Here is a 13,703-nt window from a genome sequence, read left to right as displayed (position 1 = left end):
AGATGCGAAGCAAAAGTATAAAACTTATACTTTCTTATCTACACAAAAAGGCAGAACTAAGCGCGTCTTAGTCTGCCTTTTTGCTGTCCTAGTATATGAGGTAACATACACTAGGGTCTAGTATACTCGGTTCACCCAAACGTAACAATGGATGACACATAATGTTCATAATCTCGATTTATGCGTTTGATCGCTTAGGAAAGTGCATCTTTCAATGCTTTATCCGAGCGATTCCACCATTCCTCGTTGTGTGCGATTAGCTGATTTTTGAGCAGCGCCCGCTCCTTGTCATCCAAGCCGTCGAAGATGAATTTACGCTTCATTGCAGCATCCATCTTGTTCACGTGCTCGGCTAGAATTTTCCACCCTCTGCGAGCTTCTGTGTCAATTAGCATTTCGCAAGCTGTCATTCCAGCGTAGTAGGCTCCTTCTTCGGTACGGTCTACTGCCACCCAAACAATCCAAGCTTTACGGCCATTGGGTACATCTTCTTTGTTTACTGAGAATTTAATGCCTTTTTCGATCTTACTTTTGGCATGAAGTGTACCTTCATCCAGGTAGGCTTCATCTCCGTCAATAATGATACCAGATACGTTGCTTAGATCGATCGCTCCGGCACCGAATCCTTTATGGTTCACTTTGGAACTTACTATATTTAAGGCCAGCTTCTTTTTATCCGCTTCCATTAGGGCACCTTCCAGTCTTCATAATGTTAAAATGACGCTTTGCTCTCATTGTAGCTAAAGTCATCCTCCAGAACAAGGGCTGGTTGCTGTTAGTGTGGGAGGACGGTTACTCGTTACTGTCTCTTACTACTTCACTTCCACCGTGATACTACCGACGGCTCTTTCATCTATAAAAGCATCCAAACGCCACAATCCCGAGTCATCAAACCTCATCAGCACAGGGAACCCCGTATCCGCTCCATTTATCGGTCCCGCTCCCGGCCAATTCATTTCCCCGACTAAAGCATTATCCTGCAGTAGAACCTGCCGTTTCTCTCCAGTCGCAACACTCACTGCTTCAACGCGGAATTTCTTCCCTGTCAGAGGCTCGTCCTGCTTCCATATGTGCCACATATACTTATTAGGCGTATTGACCTTATAACCACCTGGACTCAGGAGGCCGACCTTCCCTTTTTCACCCTGCAAATGATAGGTACCACTTTGAAAAAGTGGGCTTACCTTGGCCTTATCTAGCTCCACTGCCGGCGTAACCTGTTCCGGAGACTGTACATTAACCGCTTTAGGAAACCAAGAAAATTGAGAAAGCACAGTCATGAGAACAATCAGACCAACGAAGCAGCTCAAAACAATGATCACTTTTCGAAATTTATTCATCGATTTCCACACCCCTTATACCTTATAGACTCATTGATTAGCCACTTCGTTCCCCTCCTTCTAACAATTCTTTTCCAAGCTCAGAAATATTCCCTAGGTTGTCTACATATACATGCTGTAGATGCTTGTTTAGGCGGGGTGGATATCATGAGTGTTCTATTCAAAAACCGCAAGGTTCAATGGTTCGTTGTCATGCTCCTTGCAGCAGGCGCTGTCCTGCTGTCTGAAAATTTGCTCCCATCTGCAAGTAAATTAGCCGTTCCAGTCGTCTCTAAGGATGAAAAGTCTGCTCCGGCGCCGGACATGCAGCCTGCAGATAGCGGCAAGCCATTAGAGAAGCAAGCGCCAGCAGCTCTTAGCTATCGTATTGCGGAGTATCACATGAGCGTTGCTTACACACCCGAAACGAGGCAGCTTAATGGGCAGCAAACGTTGACTTGGGAAAATCCGGGAACCGTCCCTGTGCAAGAGCTTTACCTCCATCTGTATCCCAATGCGTTCGCCTCAAAGAAAACGACGTTTATGCGCGAGTCAGGTGGTAAGCTGCGTGAAGATGAAGCCAAGGCTGACAGCAGTGGCAGTATGAAGTTGCTTTCTGTGAAAACGGTTGACGGAGAGGATCTCAGTATGCGCATGGCGTTCGTGCAGCCCGATGACGGCAACAAGGACGATCACACGCTGCTCAAAATCCCGCTGCCTAAGCCTGTAGGAGCCGGGGAGAAAGTTACGATCAAGACGGAATTCCTCGTCAAGCTGCCTGCCGCCTTCGCAAGAATGGGCTATGTGGATGACTTCGTCATGGCCGGACAATGGTTCCCTAAAGTTGCTGCCTATGAAAGGGTTGGAACAAGAGGACGTACAGAGCCAGGGTGGAATCTCCACCAATACCATGGAAATTCGGAATTTTATGCCGATTTCGGGATGTATGACGTGAAAATTCAAGTGCCGGCGAACTACATCGTAGCAGCTACCGGTTTCCCGGTTAAGCCTGCTGTAACCGACAACGGAATGAAGACGTACCAATTTTATGCGGATGATGTGCATGACTTCGCTTGGTCGGCATCGCCTCATTTCGTTTATGTGGAAGAACCCTACTCGACCGCACAAATACCCGGGGTCAAGATCAAGCTCTATCTCGATCCCAATCATCAAGACTTGAAGGACCGCTATATGTACGCTGCCAAAAAGGCACTTTCCCGCTACAGTCAATGGTACGGATCGTATCCTTATTCAACCCTTTCGATTGTCGTACCTCCCCCAGGAGGCAACGGTGTGGGCGGTATGGAATATCCGACTTTGGTAACGTCGTGGGATGCTAGCGACAAGAAACCAGATCTAGAGCTAGAACGTGTCGTTGTTCACGAGATTGGACATCAGTTCTTCTATGGACTCGTAGCGAGCAATGAATTCGAAGAAGCTTGGCTGGATGAGGGTTTTACCTCCTATGCAGAGGATAAAGTCATGGAAGCGGAGTACGGGGTGTCCCCTAATTTACCTGTCGAATCAAGCTTTATTACATCTCCACATACTCTACAACAGAACTCGTGGGCTTATACGGGACATGATCAATACGCAGAGAATGTGTACACACGAGGCAAGCTCGTGCTTAAAGCCATTGAGAAGCAGGTTGGCAGTAAAACGATGGACCGCATTATGCGCACTTATTTCCAACGTTGGGAATTTAAACACCCTTCTACAAAGGACTTTCAGAACGTTGTCGAAGAAGTGACCAAAACGAAGTGGGATGATTTCTTTAATCAATATGTATACGGCGCCATGATGATGGATTACACCGTTGAAAGCATTCGTGTCAAATCCGTGGGCAGCAAAGGGGCAGAGTCCTACGAAAGTGCCGTTCTCATCTCCAAACGAGGCGGCAATTCGCCAGAGGTGCCGATCCAGTTCCATTTCTCTGACGGCACAGTGCTTGATAAAACATGGGACGGGAAAGAAAGCAGTATCGAATTCAAACTAACCCACAAGACTCCTGTAGACTGGGTTCGAATTGATCCTAATTACTCGCTCGTGCTGGAAAATAAACATATTAATAATTTTATGCAAACGCAAGTGAATACCAAGTGGAAAATCCGCCTAAATCTCGGTCTCATTCAATTCCTGCAAGCCATATTCGGCTGGGTCGCCTGGTAAGCGGCTAAATCAAAACTCTAGTGCATATGCTTACGAAGTAAGTTTTCCTACGGAAAACTCAGGTTATGCTTACGATGCCAGTTTTGCTAAAGCAAAACTCAAGTGCATATGCTTACGAAGTAAGTTTTCCTACGGAAAACTCTTAGGAGGGACAACTGTGGCAACTTATATCAAGTCTGGCTTGAGGGCGGCTTTACGGCAACCTTTCGCCACGATCGTCTTGTTCCTGTATCAGATGGGCTGGGGCATCCTGCTGTATAAGCTTGTACAGGGTGTTCTCGTCCCTCTCATGCACCGCTATCCTGGTGGCGAGCAGCCGAAGCAAGCGCTGCAGCTATTTCTAGCTGAAGGACAGTTCCAACTTGTCAAAACCGATCTTAGCCATCCCTACCTTTGGTGGCTGGCTGCTCTACTTGTTGTTCGCATGCTGCTCACGCCAATATTGAATAGCGGCGTCTACTACTCGCTGACCCATTCCCAGCAAAATGCCGGCTATCGCTTTTTCCGAGGCATCAAGGAGCTGATGCTCCCATTCCTAATCGCATATGTCGTTCGAATCTCGCTTTCCTTGCTGCCGCTCATATGGCTGTTTCCTAAAGCGCAAAAACAATTCGCACATACCACATCATATGAGCAAGCGGCCCTCCAATTACTGCCTTGGCTTCTCGGCATGCTCGTCTATGGCTTTCTCTTACATCTTCTTTTTATGTACGTGCAGTTCGCGATTGCTGCCAAACTTGGCATTTTGTCCACCGTCATCACTTTCGTTCGCTCTTTGCTTCCTATTATCGGGCTTGCACTTATCCTCCTAATCGCCTCGGGACTATTGGCAGGGGTCACTGTCACTGCAACATACATATGGGCAGGTCTGGTAGCGCTAATCATTTATCAGCTCTTCCCGCTTTTCCACATTTTCATCCAAATGTGGGCCATAACTTCCCAATATCAGCTTCTATCTGCCAAAATGGACAGTTAAGTACATATAATTAAGCTGAAATTAGCACATTTTCTCCCCCCCCTTGCAAAAAGGGGCTTTTTTTTGTCTATTTCCCTATCAAACTTGCATATTTTAATTAGAAGACTCATAGAAAAGGAGGATTTTAAATGTTTATGACGAATTAAAAGGACTAGCATCAAAAAACCAAATATTTCATGCCGAATTCTCCATTTTTTGGAGAAACGGGGGAACCACACCGGGTGAATTGATCTTGCCAGACAGGGATCATAGGGAACCTTCAACCGAACCCTCCAGCTAACCTCGTAGGCACCGGAAGGAGACAAGCAGTTGAAAAAGATTGTTGCTCTTGTTTTTAGCCTTGTTTTGTTTTTGAGTATCGGTTTAGGAAGCGTGTCAGCGGCCCAATCCACTTTGGATGAAACGGTTGACGGATTGCTCGGAATTCCGTACAGAACGGCGGGAACGACCACAAAGGGCTTTGATTGCTCTGGCTTCACCGCATACGTTTTCGACAAATTCGGCATTGATCTTCCTCATAGCTCATCATCTCAAAATAAAGAAGGTTACTGGGTTGACAAAAAAGATCTTCGTAAAGGCGATCTTGTGTTCTTTGACACAAGTGGCGGCAATGGTATTTCTCACGTTGGTATCTATCTTGGAAACGGTGAATTCATTCACTCTGCTTCCGATGAAGGTATAGTGAAAAGCAAACTTAGCCAATCTTATTACGCGAAGCGGTATGTATCAGCCAGACGAGTTCTGTGGGATGATATCTACAATCAACTAACTGCTGAATCCAAGTAAATTCTTGCACGATTCATGAATAAAGCCCGGACAAGCCCCGCTCAAAAGAGCAGCTTTCAGGGCTTTTATTCATTTACAAATCTTGTAACTTGACATCGTATGTTAGCCGTTCTATAATAACGGCATATTGTTTTCTAGGGTTCCGTGGCGTTCATCGTCAGACTGGTCCGAGGGGAAACACGCAGCGAATACGCTGTGGTCACGGAGGGGAAAAAGCCCGGGAGTCATATCGCTTTAGAGCGATATAACTTCCAGGCTTTTTCTTTTTTTGCGGCATAATAGGTACGTATAAGAAATTTAAGAGGAGTGATTCATCATGGCATGGTTATATCTCGTTATTGCAGGTGTATTTGAGGTACTATGGGCGATCTCGTTGAAATTTTCGAATGGTTTTACACGTTTAGTTCCTTCCATCGTCACGATCGCAGGTATGATTGTAAGTTTCTATTTTCTTGCAGTGGCAACTAAAACTCTTCCCATTGGCACAGCATACGCGGCTTGGACCGGAATAGGCGCTGTAGGGGCGATTATAATCGGCACCCTTTTTCTCGATGAACCTATTAGTTTAACAAGGATCTTGTTCATGATTCTGATCTTAGTTGGCGTTCTCGGCCTTAAATTTACTTCTGGACATTAGGGATTTTGTATAAATCGTTCCCTATCTATGCAGATTAATCCTTACAAGGATGGAGGGGCGTTATGATAAGAATGTTAAGGAGGGAAATTCAACGTGAATACACCTGATGATATCAATCGAAAACAGAATCGTGAAGACGGATTTCTCGTGGAGGGGTTAGAAGTTGACTCCGATGTTAACGAGGATCGCAATCGAGAGCAGCAATTGGACGACTCGTTTCAATATTGGTACCGTAACGTTGGTTACTGGGTGCAGCAAAAGGAAGATATAACTCAGGTGCCGAAAGAGAATGTCTTCGATGCCGCCGCTGAGATGGATGCCGAGCAGGAGCTAAACGAGACTACGGAAGACGATGAGATCAATAGGTAAGGTAAAACGAGAGTTCAACTATTACATCTAGGAGATCGTCGATTCATTCAACCAATCTTGCTCTACATGCAGGTGTCTTAAATCGGGATCAATCGTCATATATGCTAGGTTGAGGTTGCTGGATGAGTGAATCCCTATTCGCAGTTGAACGATGTTGTAGAAGTTATGCGTACCAGTTGTGAGAAAGCATAATTAATCAAACGACAGTCTCTCTAGAATATCATTGGAGGAATGGACGATGTCAAAAAATACGAGTAACCCGAATAACGTTGATGTTAACAAAACGAGTATCTTTAAAAACGGGGTTCAATCCGCAACGAACTATGTACAAAACGCCATTGAAAACGTAACTGGATCCACACAAGACGCAACTCAAAACTTAGTGAATAACGTAATCAAAAGACGACAAAATGAAAATGAAAATAATAAATAATAATATGGAAAAAAGCTTAGTCAGAAAGCAGCCGCGGGCCTTGACTAAGCTTTTTTTGTTGGCCTAATGGAAAGTAATTGCTACCAATAAACTGTCTACACTATCCATATATGCTTTTAGCAATGTCTGAGATTCCAACATTTGAATATGAACCTGAAATGGAATCCCATAGAAAAGCGCTACCAACTGACGCGAAAAGAGCAATATCTTCGCTTCCGACAAGTTCTCTATTTGCGATAAATAGAAATGAAACAAGGCTTCTAAAGGAAGAATTTGAATATGAATTCCTTCTATTGAGTTTTGCGAGATAATATAACGCTCATATTCACTGAGTTCCTTTTTCGTTGGTTCAGCTTTTAATTTAGAATAGTATTGAATGATGGCAATCAAAATTTTCTTAGCATGAGGTATTTCTGCTGCAGTTCTAAAAACTTGGCGTATGCCATCCATGCCGAAATAGGTTCCCTTATCTATCTCAACACTTCTTTGATAACACCATCGCAGCACAAAATAGTCGAGAACTTCCTCTTTGGAAGTAAAGTACCTAAAAAAAGTGACCTTCGAAATACTTACCCGATTACATACATCTTCAATATGGATTTCATCAAAATGATGACTTTCAAGCGAAAGTAAAAACTCATCTAGAATACTTAACATCGTCTGATATTTTTTTCGTTCTCTTAAAGGAAGATTATTATCCATTTGACCACCTTACTTAGAGTTTGGACTCCCGCCTTCAACTTTCCTTTTTCCACGTACAATTTTGTATAGAAATAGAACGAACAAGACCACTAGTAACACTAAGTATAAAGTATCAAGAATAGTTTTCAAAACCGTAAATAGACTAGCAAACATGGCGATCGGTTTTGGGATATTAGGAAAGGAAAGCAGCATCACGGCTACCATAATATTTTCAAAATAGTCAAAAATGGCTCCGAAAATAGGGATAAACAGGATAACACCTAAACGATGGTTGATTTTTTTTGAAAATAAAGCAATGAACAGTGCGCCAGTAATGGCCATTAAACTTGGATAGATAAGATCCAATGGCATTTGATTCGTTAAGTATAACTTCCGCCCCGTCTCCCCAATGGCCTCAAGGAAAGAAGTAACGTATTGCGGCGAATAACCCGTAGTCATTAAGTCAAATATTTTCATGCCATTTGCCTTATTCTGAATGGCTGGAATGGTCACAAACAACATAGTAAAATACACGATTTGTGAGGCAACAAACCATGTTAATGCTTGAATCCAAGTTGATGTTGCCATAAACCAATTGCATATTTTCGAAAAAATGTTCATTGTTAACCCCTCCAAATACGTTACTCTAATAACAAATGTAACTTAAGTAACATATTTGGTCAAGGGATATTTTACCTATCCATTTCTATTTCAAGCAACTGTGTAACTGACATACCAGAAGCTGCTTCCCACAAATATTCGCAAATGCTGAGATAAAGGCTTAAAAATGTCGTTCAGTTCCTCATATGAGTAGTAGTTTTTGATAATTTCATGCATGGATCCGTCAGCCAACTCGCGTCTTTTGTAGGTATCCTCACTATGTTCATTTGTTATCAGCTCTCCGCCTCTCCCGGGTACGTAAACATTATCGGCGATAAAGACGCGAGCACCTGTGCCTAAACGTTGGTGGAAACTCTGCAGAAATGGCTCGATCCGATTCTTCGGAATATGCGAAAACCAGAAGTTAGCAAGACCAAAGTCGAAAGCCCCTGTCACTTCGGAGAGCTGGTACGCATCCCCCTGAACAAATGCTGCATTTGAGGCTGGCAAAGGCTTCGACTTAGCAATTTGCAGCACTTCAGGACGAATATCAACACCTACAATGTGCTTAGCCGTACTCGCAGCAATTTCGGTCCAGTACCCGGTCCCACAGGCTACCTCAAGAACGTTGCGACCTTCCACCTGCTTCTTCACCATTTCGCTTAAGAGACCAAGCTCTTGTTGGAACTCAGCGTCCTCCCGATGGTAAATCCGTTCATACTCCTCCGCTCGGGCACCGTAGTATTCTTGCATTTTCACTTTTTCTTCGTTTAAAAGCTGATGCTTATCCTTCACTTCGTGGAGAATTCGTTGTCTGGCTGCCAATAAATCAGCGAAAATAGCGCCACCCTGTGCGGAGTAGTTGGCTAGCAAGCCATGCGTGGCCATCACAATTAACTGTGTCATCGACAGACCCGTTTCGTCGGCCATTTGCTCCAGATCCGACTTTACTTTCTCCGGTAAGTAAACAGAGAGTCTTTTGGTTTTATCATTTTTGTCATCCACGTAGGTATCCCCCTCATGATTTTCATCATTTTAACATATATTATATGTCACTGTAACATTTAATTTACGTTTTATATGGTAAGTGGAAATTAAGCTACCTTTTTAGAACTCTATCAGCTATTAACCCTCGCAAATCTCTCTATCAAACATAAAATACTTTGTAAGTATATTCATAACTTGATAGGAGATGGTTAGATGATTAAGAAACAACGTATCGCAGGGAGACCAACTAAAATTGTTAGACTACCTAGATGTTCAGGCTTACCAAAAACGAAAGCGCTGCTGATGTACCATGCCCAATTGAAGAAACACAACAGATTGGGAGCAGGCCGCTTCCTGAGCCAGCGTATCATCTCGATCGGAACCGATAACTCTTGGTTCAATGCCCAGATCATTCCTCGTAATCCAGCATGGGTACCGGTTACTAACGCCAACTATGTGTGGTACTCCGGCAATCTGAGCGCTGAGAATGCCGTCATTTCGACACGATTCTCGCTCTCGCAGCGGAGAGCTATTCTCGCCGCATCCCTCTTCTTGTCGGTCGACAATTACGCTGTTGTGATCATCAACGGTGTGCCGCTGGTCTATGATGCGCCTCAGAACACCCCTCCCTTCTACAACACTGGTCGTACCTTCAACATACGTCGGTTTTTGAGACAGGGCCGTAATGACATCGTCATCATCGCTTTTAACTTTGGAGGACCTCGTAGTGATGCAGCGCCTGCAGGCGTGGCTGCTAGATTGGACATCCAACTCAGCTCTTTAAGATAATTCATAGAAAAAGGTCGGGAGCCATCCTCGGGATGGAACCTCGACCTTTTTTTTACTTCACATTAATTGACGTTCACTGCCGTAGCGGCGTTTGAGCTGATTCAAGAAAAACTGCAGCGCTAGGAATAGTCCTGCGAAGCTGGTTCCTGCACTCAGTATAATCCATGGATGCAGTCTAATGTACCTTGAGCCATAGGCGATTAGCGATAACCATTCACCCGATGTTGTGATGGCGATGGAATAGCCCGCATCGCTATCACCAATTGTCTCAACCCCGCCAAGTACAATATTAAATACAGCCAACTGCCCTAACAAGAAGAGCACCTGCATGAACTCGCTAAGGAAGATGAACAACATTTCATTTCTCATACAGGGAACCAAATGTCGCATCGTTCGATGGAACACAGATCCACCCATCAAACGTGATGCTTCAATAAATAGTCGTTCATTATAATAACGTGTCCGATCTGCTATCTGATGGGCTAATGGGAATATCCCAATGAATGTGACTAGACTAACAAAAGTAACCGAGAACAACAGCTGGTAATGCGGGTCTGCCTTCAACCCCTGATCAAGCCGCAGCCCAAAGTACATGCCTGCTAAAGGCGGGAACAAGAATACAAACGCAGGCATAGAGGAAACGACCCACTGCATGGAGCGAAGAATGCCCCCTCCTTTGCCCGTGCTCCCGCTCCAAAATCCCCATGGGAGGGCAAAAACAAAGCGAAACAAGGTCAACGCTAGCGCCGTGCCTAATGTATACTTCAACCCATTCAACAATAAACTCAGCACATCAAAGCCCCTATGATCGGTGCCCAGCAGGAAGGTGCTGTTCGGCGCGTATGGCGGAATGCTGTATCTGGTTTTACCGTCTTCTTGATATTGGATCATATTAATCTTATCATCCGGTGTAATCCCGTGTGGTTTCAGCCATGTGCCGAATATCATCACAAGCAGGATGAGCACAATGAGTGCAATCGAACAGTAGTAAGCAGTTGATGAGCGTTTCATCATCGTTAAACCACCTCCCCTGTCCGAACAATAAACTTCTTGCGAAGCAATGCGTAGAATACATGAAAAGCCATAGCAACTAGCGCAAGTGCCATACAGATAGCCGACATGGAGGAGACACTCTGTAATGCTGGGGAGACGATAAATCCACCCAAACCGGAGATTCCGCAGATGGCTTCTGCAACAGCCATACTGGCCAGTGCCAGTGTGGTCGCTTTGGGCAAGATCGCCAGCAAATCAGCCATTACATTTCGCATAACGTGAGAGATGAGCACCTCTCTGCGGGTTAACCCTTTTGCTAGTGCGGTAACGACATAATCCTGTCCCAGCTCACGCGCGATCGCGATGCGAAGTGTGCCGTAAATGGTGACCGAGGGAATCAGCGCGATCGTGAGAAACGGAATGAGGAAAGGCGTCTTATCACCGACTTGAACAATGAGCAGTACAAAGTGTCCCAAATATTTCGTCGCATAGACCGCCCCCAATTGGATGAGAACGATTAAGAAAAAATCAGGCAAGCCAACAAGCAAGCCATGCATTCCATCCATCAAGGCACCTAATCGGCGGAACATGGATGCTGTCATCGCAAATAGCACACTTAGCACAATCGCGAGCAGTAAACCAGGAATGAAATAAGTGCATGTCCGAAGAAGCATGTTGGGGAGCTCCCCAACAACAGCCACCTCTTTCCTATTGAAAGGACTGCGGAATTTGCCAAAATCACCATGCGCGAAACCTTTAATTTGCTCTTTTATCGAAAAGCCGTAATAACGCCAGGAAATAATGGGATGCTCCAGTGGAACAGCGGTCGCACGAAATATGCCTTTGATCGACAGTGTCTTTCCGATATAGTCCCAAGACTTTCCATAAGGAACAGACAATAAGCCTGCTTTTTCATTTAGTACTTGACTGCCAGGCAACTGCTCACTTATTTTCTGGATGCTTGTGTCTGGACCTATTGCGACCCGAATCTGATCCGGCTGCATAGATAAGAAGGCGTTACGGATATTGCTCAGAAAGAAGATGCACACGAGTGTAAACAACCCAAGCAACAACCACCGAAATATCGATTTCAACTATCGTCACCTCGTTCTATTATTCACCGTTGGTAGATAACCATTTTCATAGTTTATCACGATTCATTTGGAAGTTCTATCCTATCTTTGGGAATAAAAAGAGGATGCAGCGAACTAGCCTAAGCTAGCTTGCTGCAGCCCGGGATCAAGAGCTGAACTGCGCTTGGTGTAAGCGGCTGTACACACCGCCCACAGCAATGAGCTCCTCATGTCCGCCCTGCTCGGTAATGCCTTGCTCCGTCACGACGACGATACGATCGGCATTCTTGATCGTCGCCAGCCGGTGGGCAATGACTAGCGTCGTACGGCCACGCGACAGCTCGGCCAATGACTGCTGAATCGCCGCCTCTGTCTCCGTGTCGAGTGCCGACGTCGCCTCATCGAGGATGAGAATCGGCGGATTCTTCAAGAACATCCGCGCGATCGCGAGGCGCTGCTTCTGTCCGCCCGAGAGCTTGACGCCGCGCTCACCAACAACCGTATCCAGCCCCTTCGGCTGCGTCTGGATATAACCCACCAGCTGCGCGCGCCGCGCAGCTTCCCAGATCTCCTCATCCGTCGCGCCAAGTTTGCCGTACGCGATGTTCTCCCGCAAGGTGCCGGAGAACAGGAACACATCCTGCTGCACGATGCCGATCTGACGGCGCAGCGACTCCAGCTGGATGCTGCGAATATCGAGGCCATCAATGGAAATGCTGCCCGCACTCACATCGTAGAATCGGGGCAGCAAGCTGCAGATCGTGGTCTTCCCTGCGCCCGATGGACCTACGAAAGCAACGGTTTCTCCAGCTCGAATAGATAAGCTGATATCATTCAATACACGGGCTTCTTCCCCGTAGCCGAATGACACCGAGTCGAACGTAATTTGACCATCGAGATGACTAACCTTCACGGCATTCGGCAGATCAGCTACCTCAGGCTCCGTATCAATGACTTCAACATACCGTTTAAAGCCGGCAATTCCCTTGGGGTAGCTCTCAATGACATTATTGATTTTCTGAATGGGCCCTAGAAAAACGTTCGTTAAGAGAACGAAAGCAATAAATTCTCCATAAGAAATCTGCTTATCAATCACGAACCATGTGCCGCAAATAAGGACGAAAACCGTTACCAGACGCATCAAAATGTAACTCAGCGAAACATTCCACGCCATGATTTTATAGGAAAGCAGCTTCGTCAACCGGAACCGTCCATTGTTATCCTCAAACAGCTTCTTCTCATAGGACTCATTTGCGAAAGCTTGAACAACACGAATCCCACCAATATTGTCTTCTACTCTTGCGTTAATATCGGCAAGGTCGCCCATCATTCGACGGAACGTCTTCGTCATTTTTTGATTAAAATACACTGCTATCCATAGCAGAAATGGGACAATAACGAAGGTGAGGAGCGCCAACTTCATATTAATATGAAGCATAAGCAGGAGTGCACCGATCAGCGTCATTACCGCAATGAACAAGTCCTCTGGGCCATGATGCGCAACTTCACCAATTTCTAGTAAATCGTTTGCCATACGAGACATCAATTGACCCGTTTTGTTATTGTCATAAAACCGAAATGAGAGCTTCTGCAGATGATCGAACATCTTTTTCCGCATATCCGTTTCGATATTAATCCCTAGCTTATGTCCCCAATATGTGACTATGAAATTCAGCACCGTGTTGAGTCCATAGACTGCAAGCAAACCGGCGCAAGCCCAAAGAATCCAAGTCCAATTCCCGGCAGGAAGCAATTTATCGACGACCTGATTAACAGCAAGTGGGAAACCTAGTTCTAGAAGTCCAGCCACGACCGCACAGGTAAAATCCAAAATAAATAAGTGCTTATAAGGCCGATAATACGAAAAAAAGCGTTTTAACACATTTATCTC

15 protein-coding genes and 2 riboswitches are annotated in these 13,703 nt (G+C 45.3%); of the genes, 7 read left to right on the top strand and 8 right to left on the bottom strand.

Features of this window, described 5'->3' with window-relative positions; all coding sequences use genetic code 11:
• Nucleotides 1-194: 194 nt before the first annotated feature.
• Nucleotides 195-686: a YwhD family protein gene (locus GC098_RS38810; RefSeq protein WP_171649664.1), complete on the bottom strand. Its 492-nt coding sequence runs from the start codon at nt 684-686 to the stop codon at nt 195-197.
• 126 nt (nt 687-812) lie between these two features.
• Complete coding sequence (locus GC098_RS38805; protein WP_171649663.1) at nt 813-1,340, bottom strand: DUF4871 domain-containing protein; 528 nt, start codon at nt 1,338-1,340, stop codon at nt 813-815.
• Nucleotides 1,341-1,487: 147 nt separating this feature from the next.
• Between GC098_RS38805 and GC098_RS38800 the strand changes: the two genes are divergently transcribed.
• The 6 genes from GC098_RS38800 (at nt 1,488) to GC098_RS38775 (ending at nt 6,689) form a co-directional block, all read left to right on the top strand.
• Complete coding sequence (locus GC098_RS38800; RefSeq protein ID WP_171649662.1) at nt 1,488-3,488, top strand: M1 family metallopeptidase; 2,001 nt, start codon at nt 1,488-1,490, stop codon at nt 3,486-3,488.
• A gap of 157 nt (nt 3,489-3,645) precedes the next feature.
• Nucleotides 3,646-4,464, top strand: coding sequence for a hypothetical protein (locus GC098_RS38795; protein ID WP_171649661.1), 819 nt, complete (start codon nt 3,646-3,648; stop codon nt 4,462-4,464).
• A 167-nt stretch (nt 4,465-4,631) separates the two neighbouring features.
• Nucleotides 4,632-4,770, top strand: a riboswitch (cyclic di-AMP (ydaO/yuaA leader).
• Nucleotides 4,771-4,773: 3 nt separating this feature from the next.
• Entirely contained in the window at nt 4,774-5,250 is a 477-nt protein-coding gene (locus GC098_RS38790; RefSeq protein ID WP_171649660.1) for a C40 family peptidase, read from the top strand.
• 123 nt (nt 5,251-5,373) lie between these two features.
• A riboswitch (guanidine-I (ykkC/yxkD leader) is annotated at nt 5,374-5,476 on the top strand.
• 90 nt (nt 5,477-5,566) lie between these two features.
• Nucleotides 5,567-5,887 (top strand): quaternary ammonium compound efflux SMR transporter SugE, encoded by a 321-nt coding sequence (gene sugE, locus GC098_RS38785; RefSeq protein WP_171649659.1) that lies wholly within the window; start codon nt 5,567-5,569, stop codon nt 5,885-5,887.
• 93 nt (nt 5,888-5,980) lie between these two features.
• The gene (locus GC098_RS38780; protein WP_216625590.1) at nt 5,981-6,256 is read left to right on the top strand and encodes a hypothetical protein; all 276 of its coding nucleotides are present in this window, start codon (nt 5,981-5,983) and stop codon (nt 6,254-6,256) included.
• Nucleotides 6,257-6,494: 238 nt separating this feature from the next.
• Nucleotides 6,495-6,689: a hypothetical protein gene (locus GC098_RS38775; RefSeq protein ID WP_171649658.1), complete on the top strand. Its 195-nt coding sequence runs from the start codon at nt 6,495-6,497 to the stop codon at nt 6,687-6,689.
• A gap of 63 nt (nt 6,690-6,752) precedes the next feature.
• Here GC098_RS38775 and GC098_RS38770 read toward each other — a convergent pair whose 3' ends face one another.
• From GC098_RS38770 to GC098_RS41420, 3 genes are all read right to left on the bottom strand, one after another.
• Nucleotides 6,753-7,391 carry a TetR/AcrR family transcriptional regulator gene (locus GC098_RS38770; RefSeq protein WP_171649657.1) on the bottom strand — a complete coding sequence of 213 codons (639 nt, stop codon included), beginning with the start codon at nt 7,389-7,391 and terminating at the stop codon, nt 6,753-6,755.
• A 9-nt stretch (nt 7,392-7,400) separates the two neighbouring features.
• Complete coding sequence (locus GC098_RS38765; RefSeq protein ID WP_171649656.1) at nt 7,401-7,991, bottom strand: hypothetical protein; 591 nt, start codon at nt 7,989-7,991, stop codon at nt 7,401-7,403.
• A 90-nt stretch (nt 7,992-8,081) separates the two neighbouring features.
• Nucleotides 8,082-8,975 (bottom strand): methyltransferase domain-containing protein, encoded by an 894-nt coding sequence (locus GC098_RS41420; RefSeq protein ID WP_171649655.1) that lies wholly within the window; start codon nt 8,973-8,975, stop codon nt 8,082-8,084.
• Between the two features lie 195 nt (nt 8,976-9,170).
• Here GC098_RS41420 and GC098_RS38755 point away from each other — a divergent pair, with 195 nt between their 5' ends.
• Nucleotides 9,171-9,746 carry a hypothetical protein gene (locus GC098_RS38755; RefSeq protein ID WP_171649654.1) on the top strand — a complete coding sequence of 192 codons (576 nt, stop codon included), beginning with the start codon at nt 9,171-9,173 and terminating at the stop codon, nt 9,744-9,746.
• Between the two features lie 57 nt (nt 9,747-9,803).
• Here the strand turns inward: GC098_RS38755 and GC098_RS38750 are convergent, their stop codons facing one another.
• The 3 genes from GC098_RS38750 to GC098_RS38740 all read right to left on the bottom strand — a co-directional run bounded on the left by GC098_RS38750 (nt 9,804) and on the right by GC098_RS38740 (nt 13,694).
• A complete protein-coding gene (locus GC098_RS38750; protein ID WP_171649653.1) occupies nt 9,804-10,760 on the bottom strand; it encodes a hypothetical protein in 957 nt (318 codons plus the stop codon).
• A gap of 2 nt (nt 10,761-10,762) precedes the next feature.
• On the bottom strand, nt 10,763-11,833 hold the full coding sequence (locus GC098_RS38745; protein ID WP_171649652.1) for an ABC transporter permease subunit: 1,071 nt from the start codon (nt 11,831-11,833) through the stop codon (nt 10,763-10,765).
• 145 nt (nt 11,834-11,978) lie between these two features.
• Entirely contained in the window at nt 11,979-13,694 is a 1,716-nt protein-coding gene (locus GC098_RS38740; RefSeq protein ID WP_171649651.1) for an ABC transporter ATP-binding protein, read from the bottom strand.
• Between the last annotated feature and the right edge of the window lie 9 nt (nt 13,695-13,703).

Origin of the sequence: Paenibacillus phytorum, assembly GCF_013141715.1 — a bacterium.
GTDB classification, from domain to species: domain Bacteria; phylum Bacillota; class Bacilli; order Paenibacillales; family NBRC-103111; genus Paenibacillus_E; species Paenibacillus_E phytorum.
Note: the sequence above shows the minus strand (reverse complement) of the source record. Positions and strands in the feature narration are given on the sequence as shown.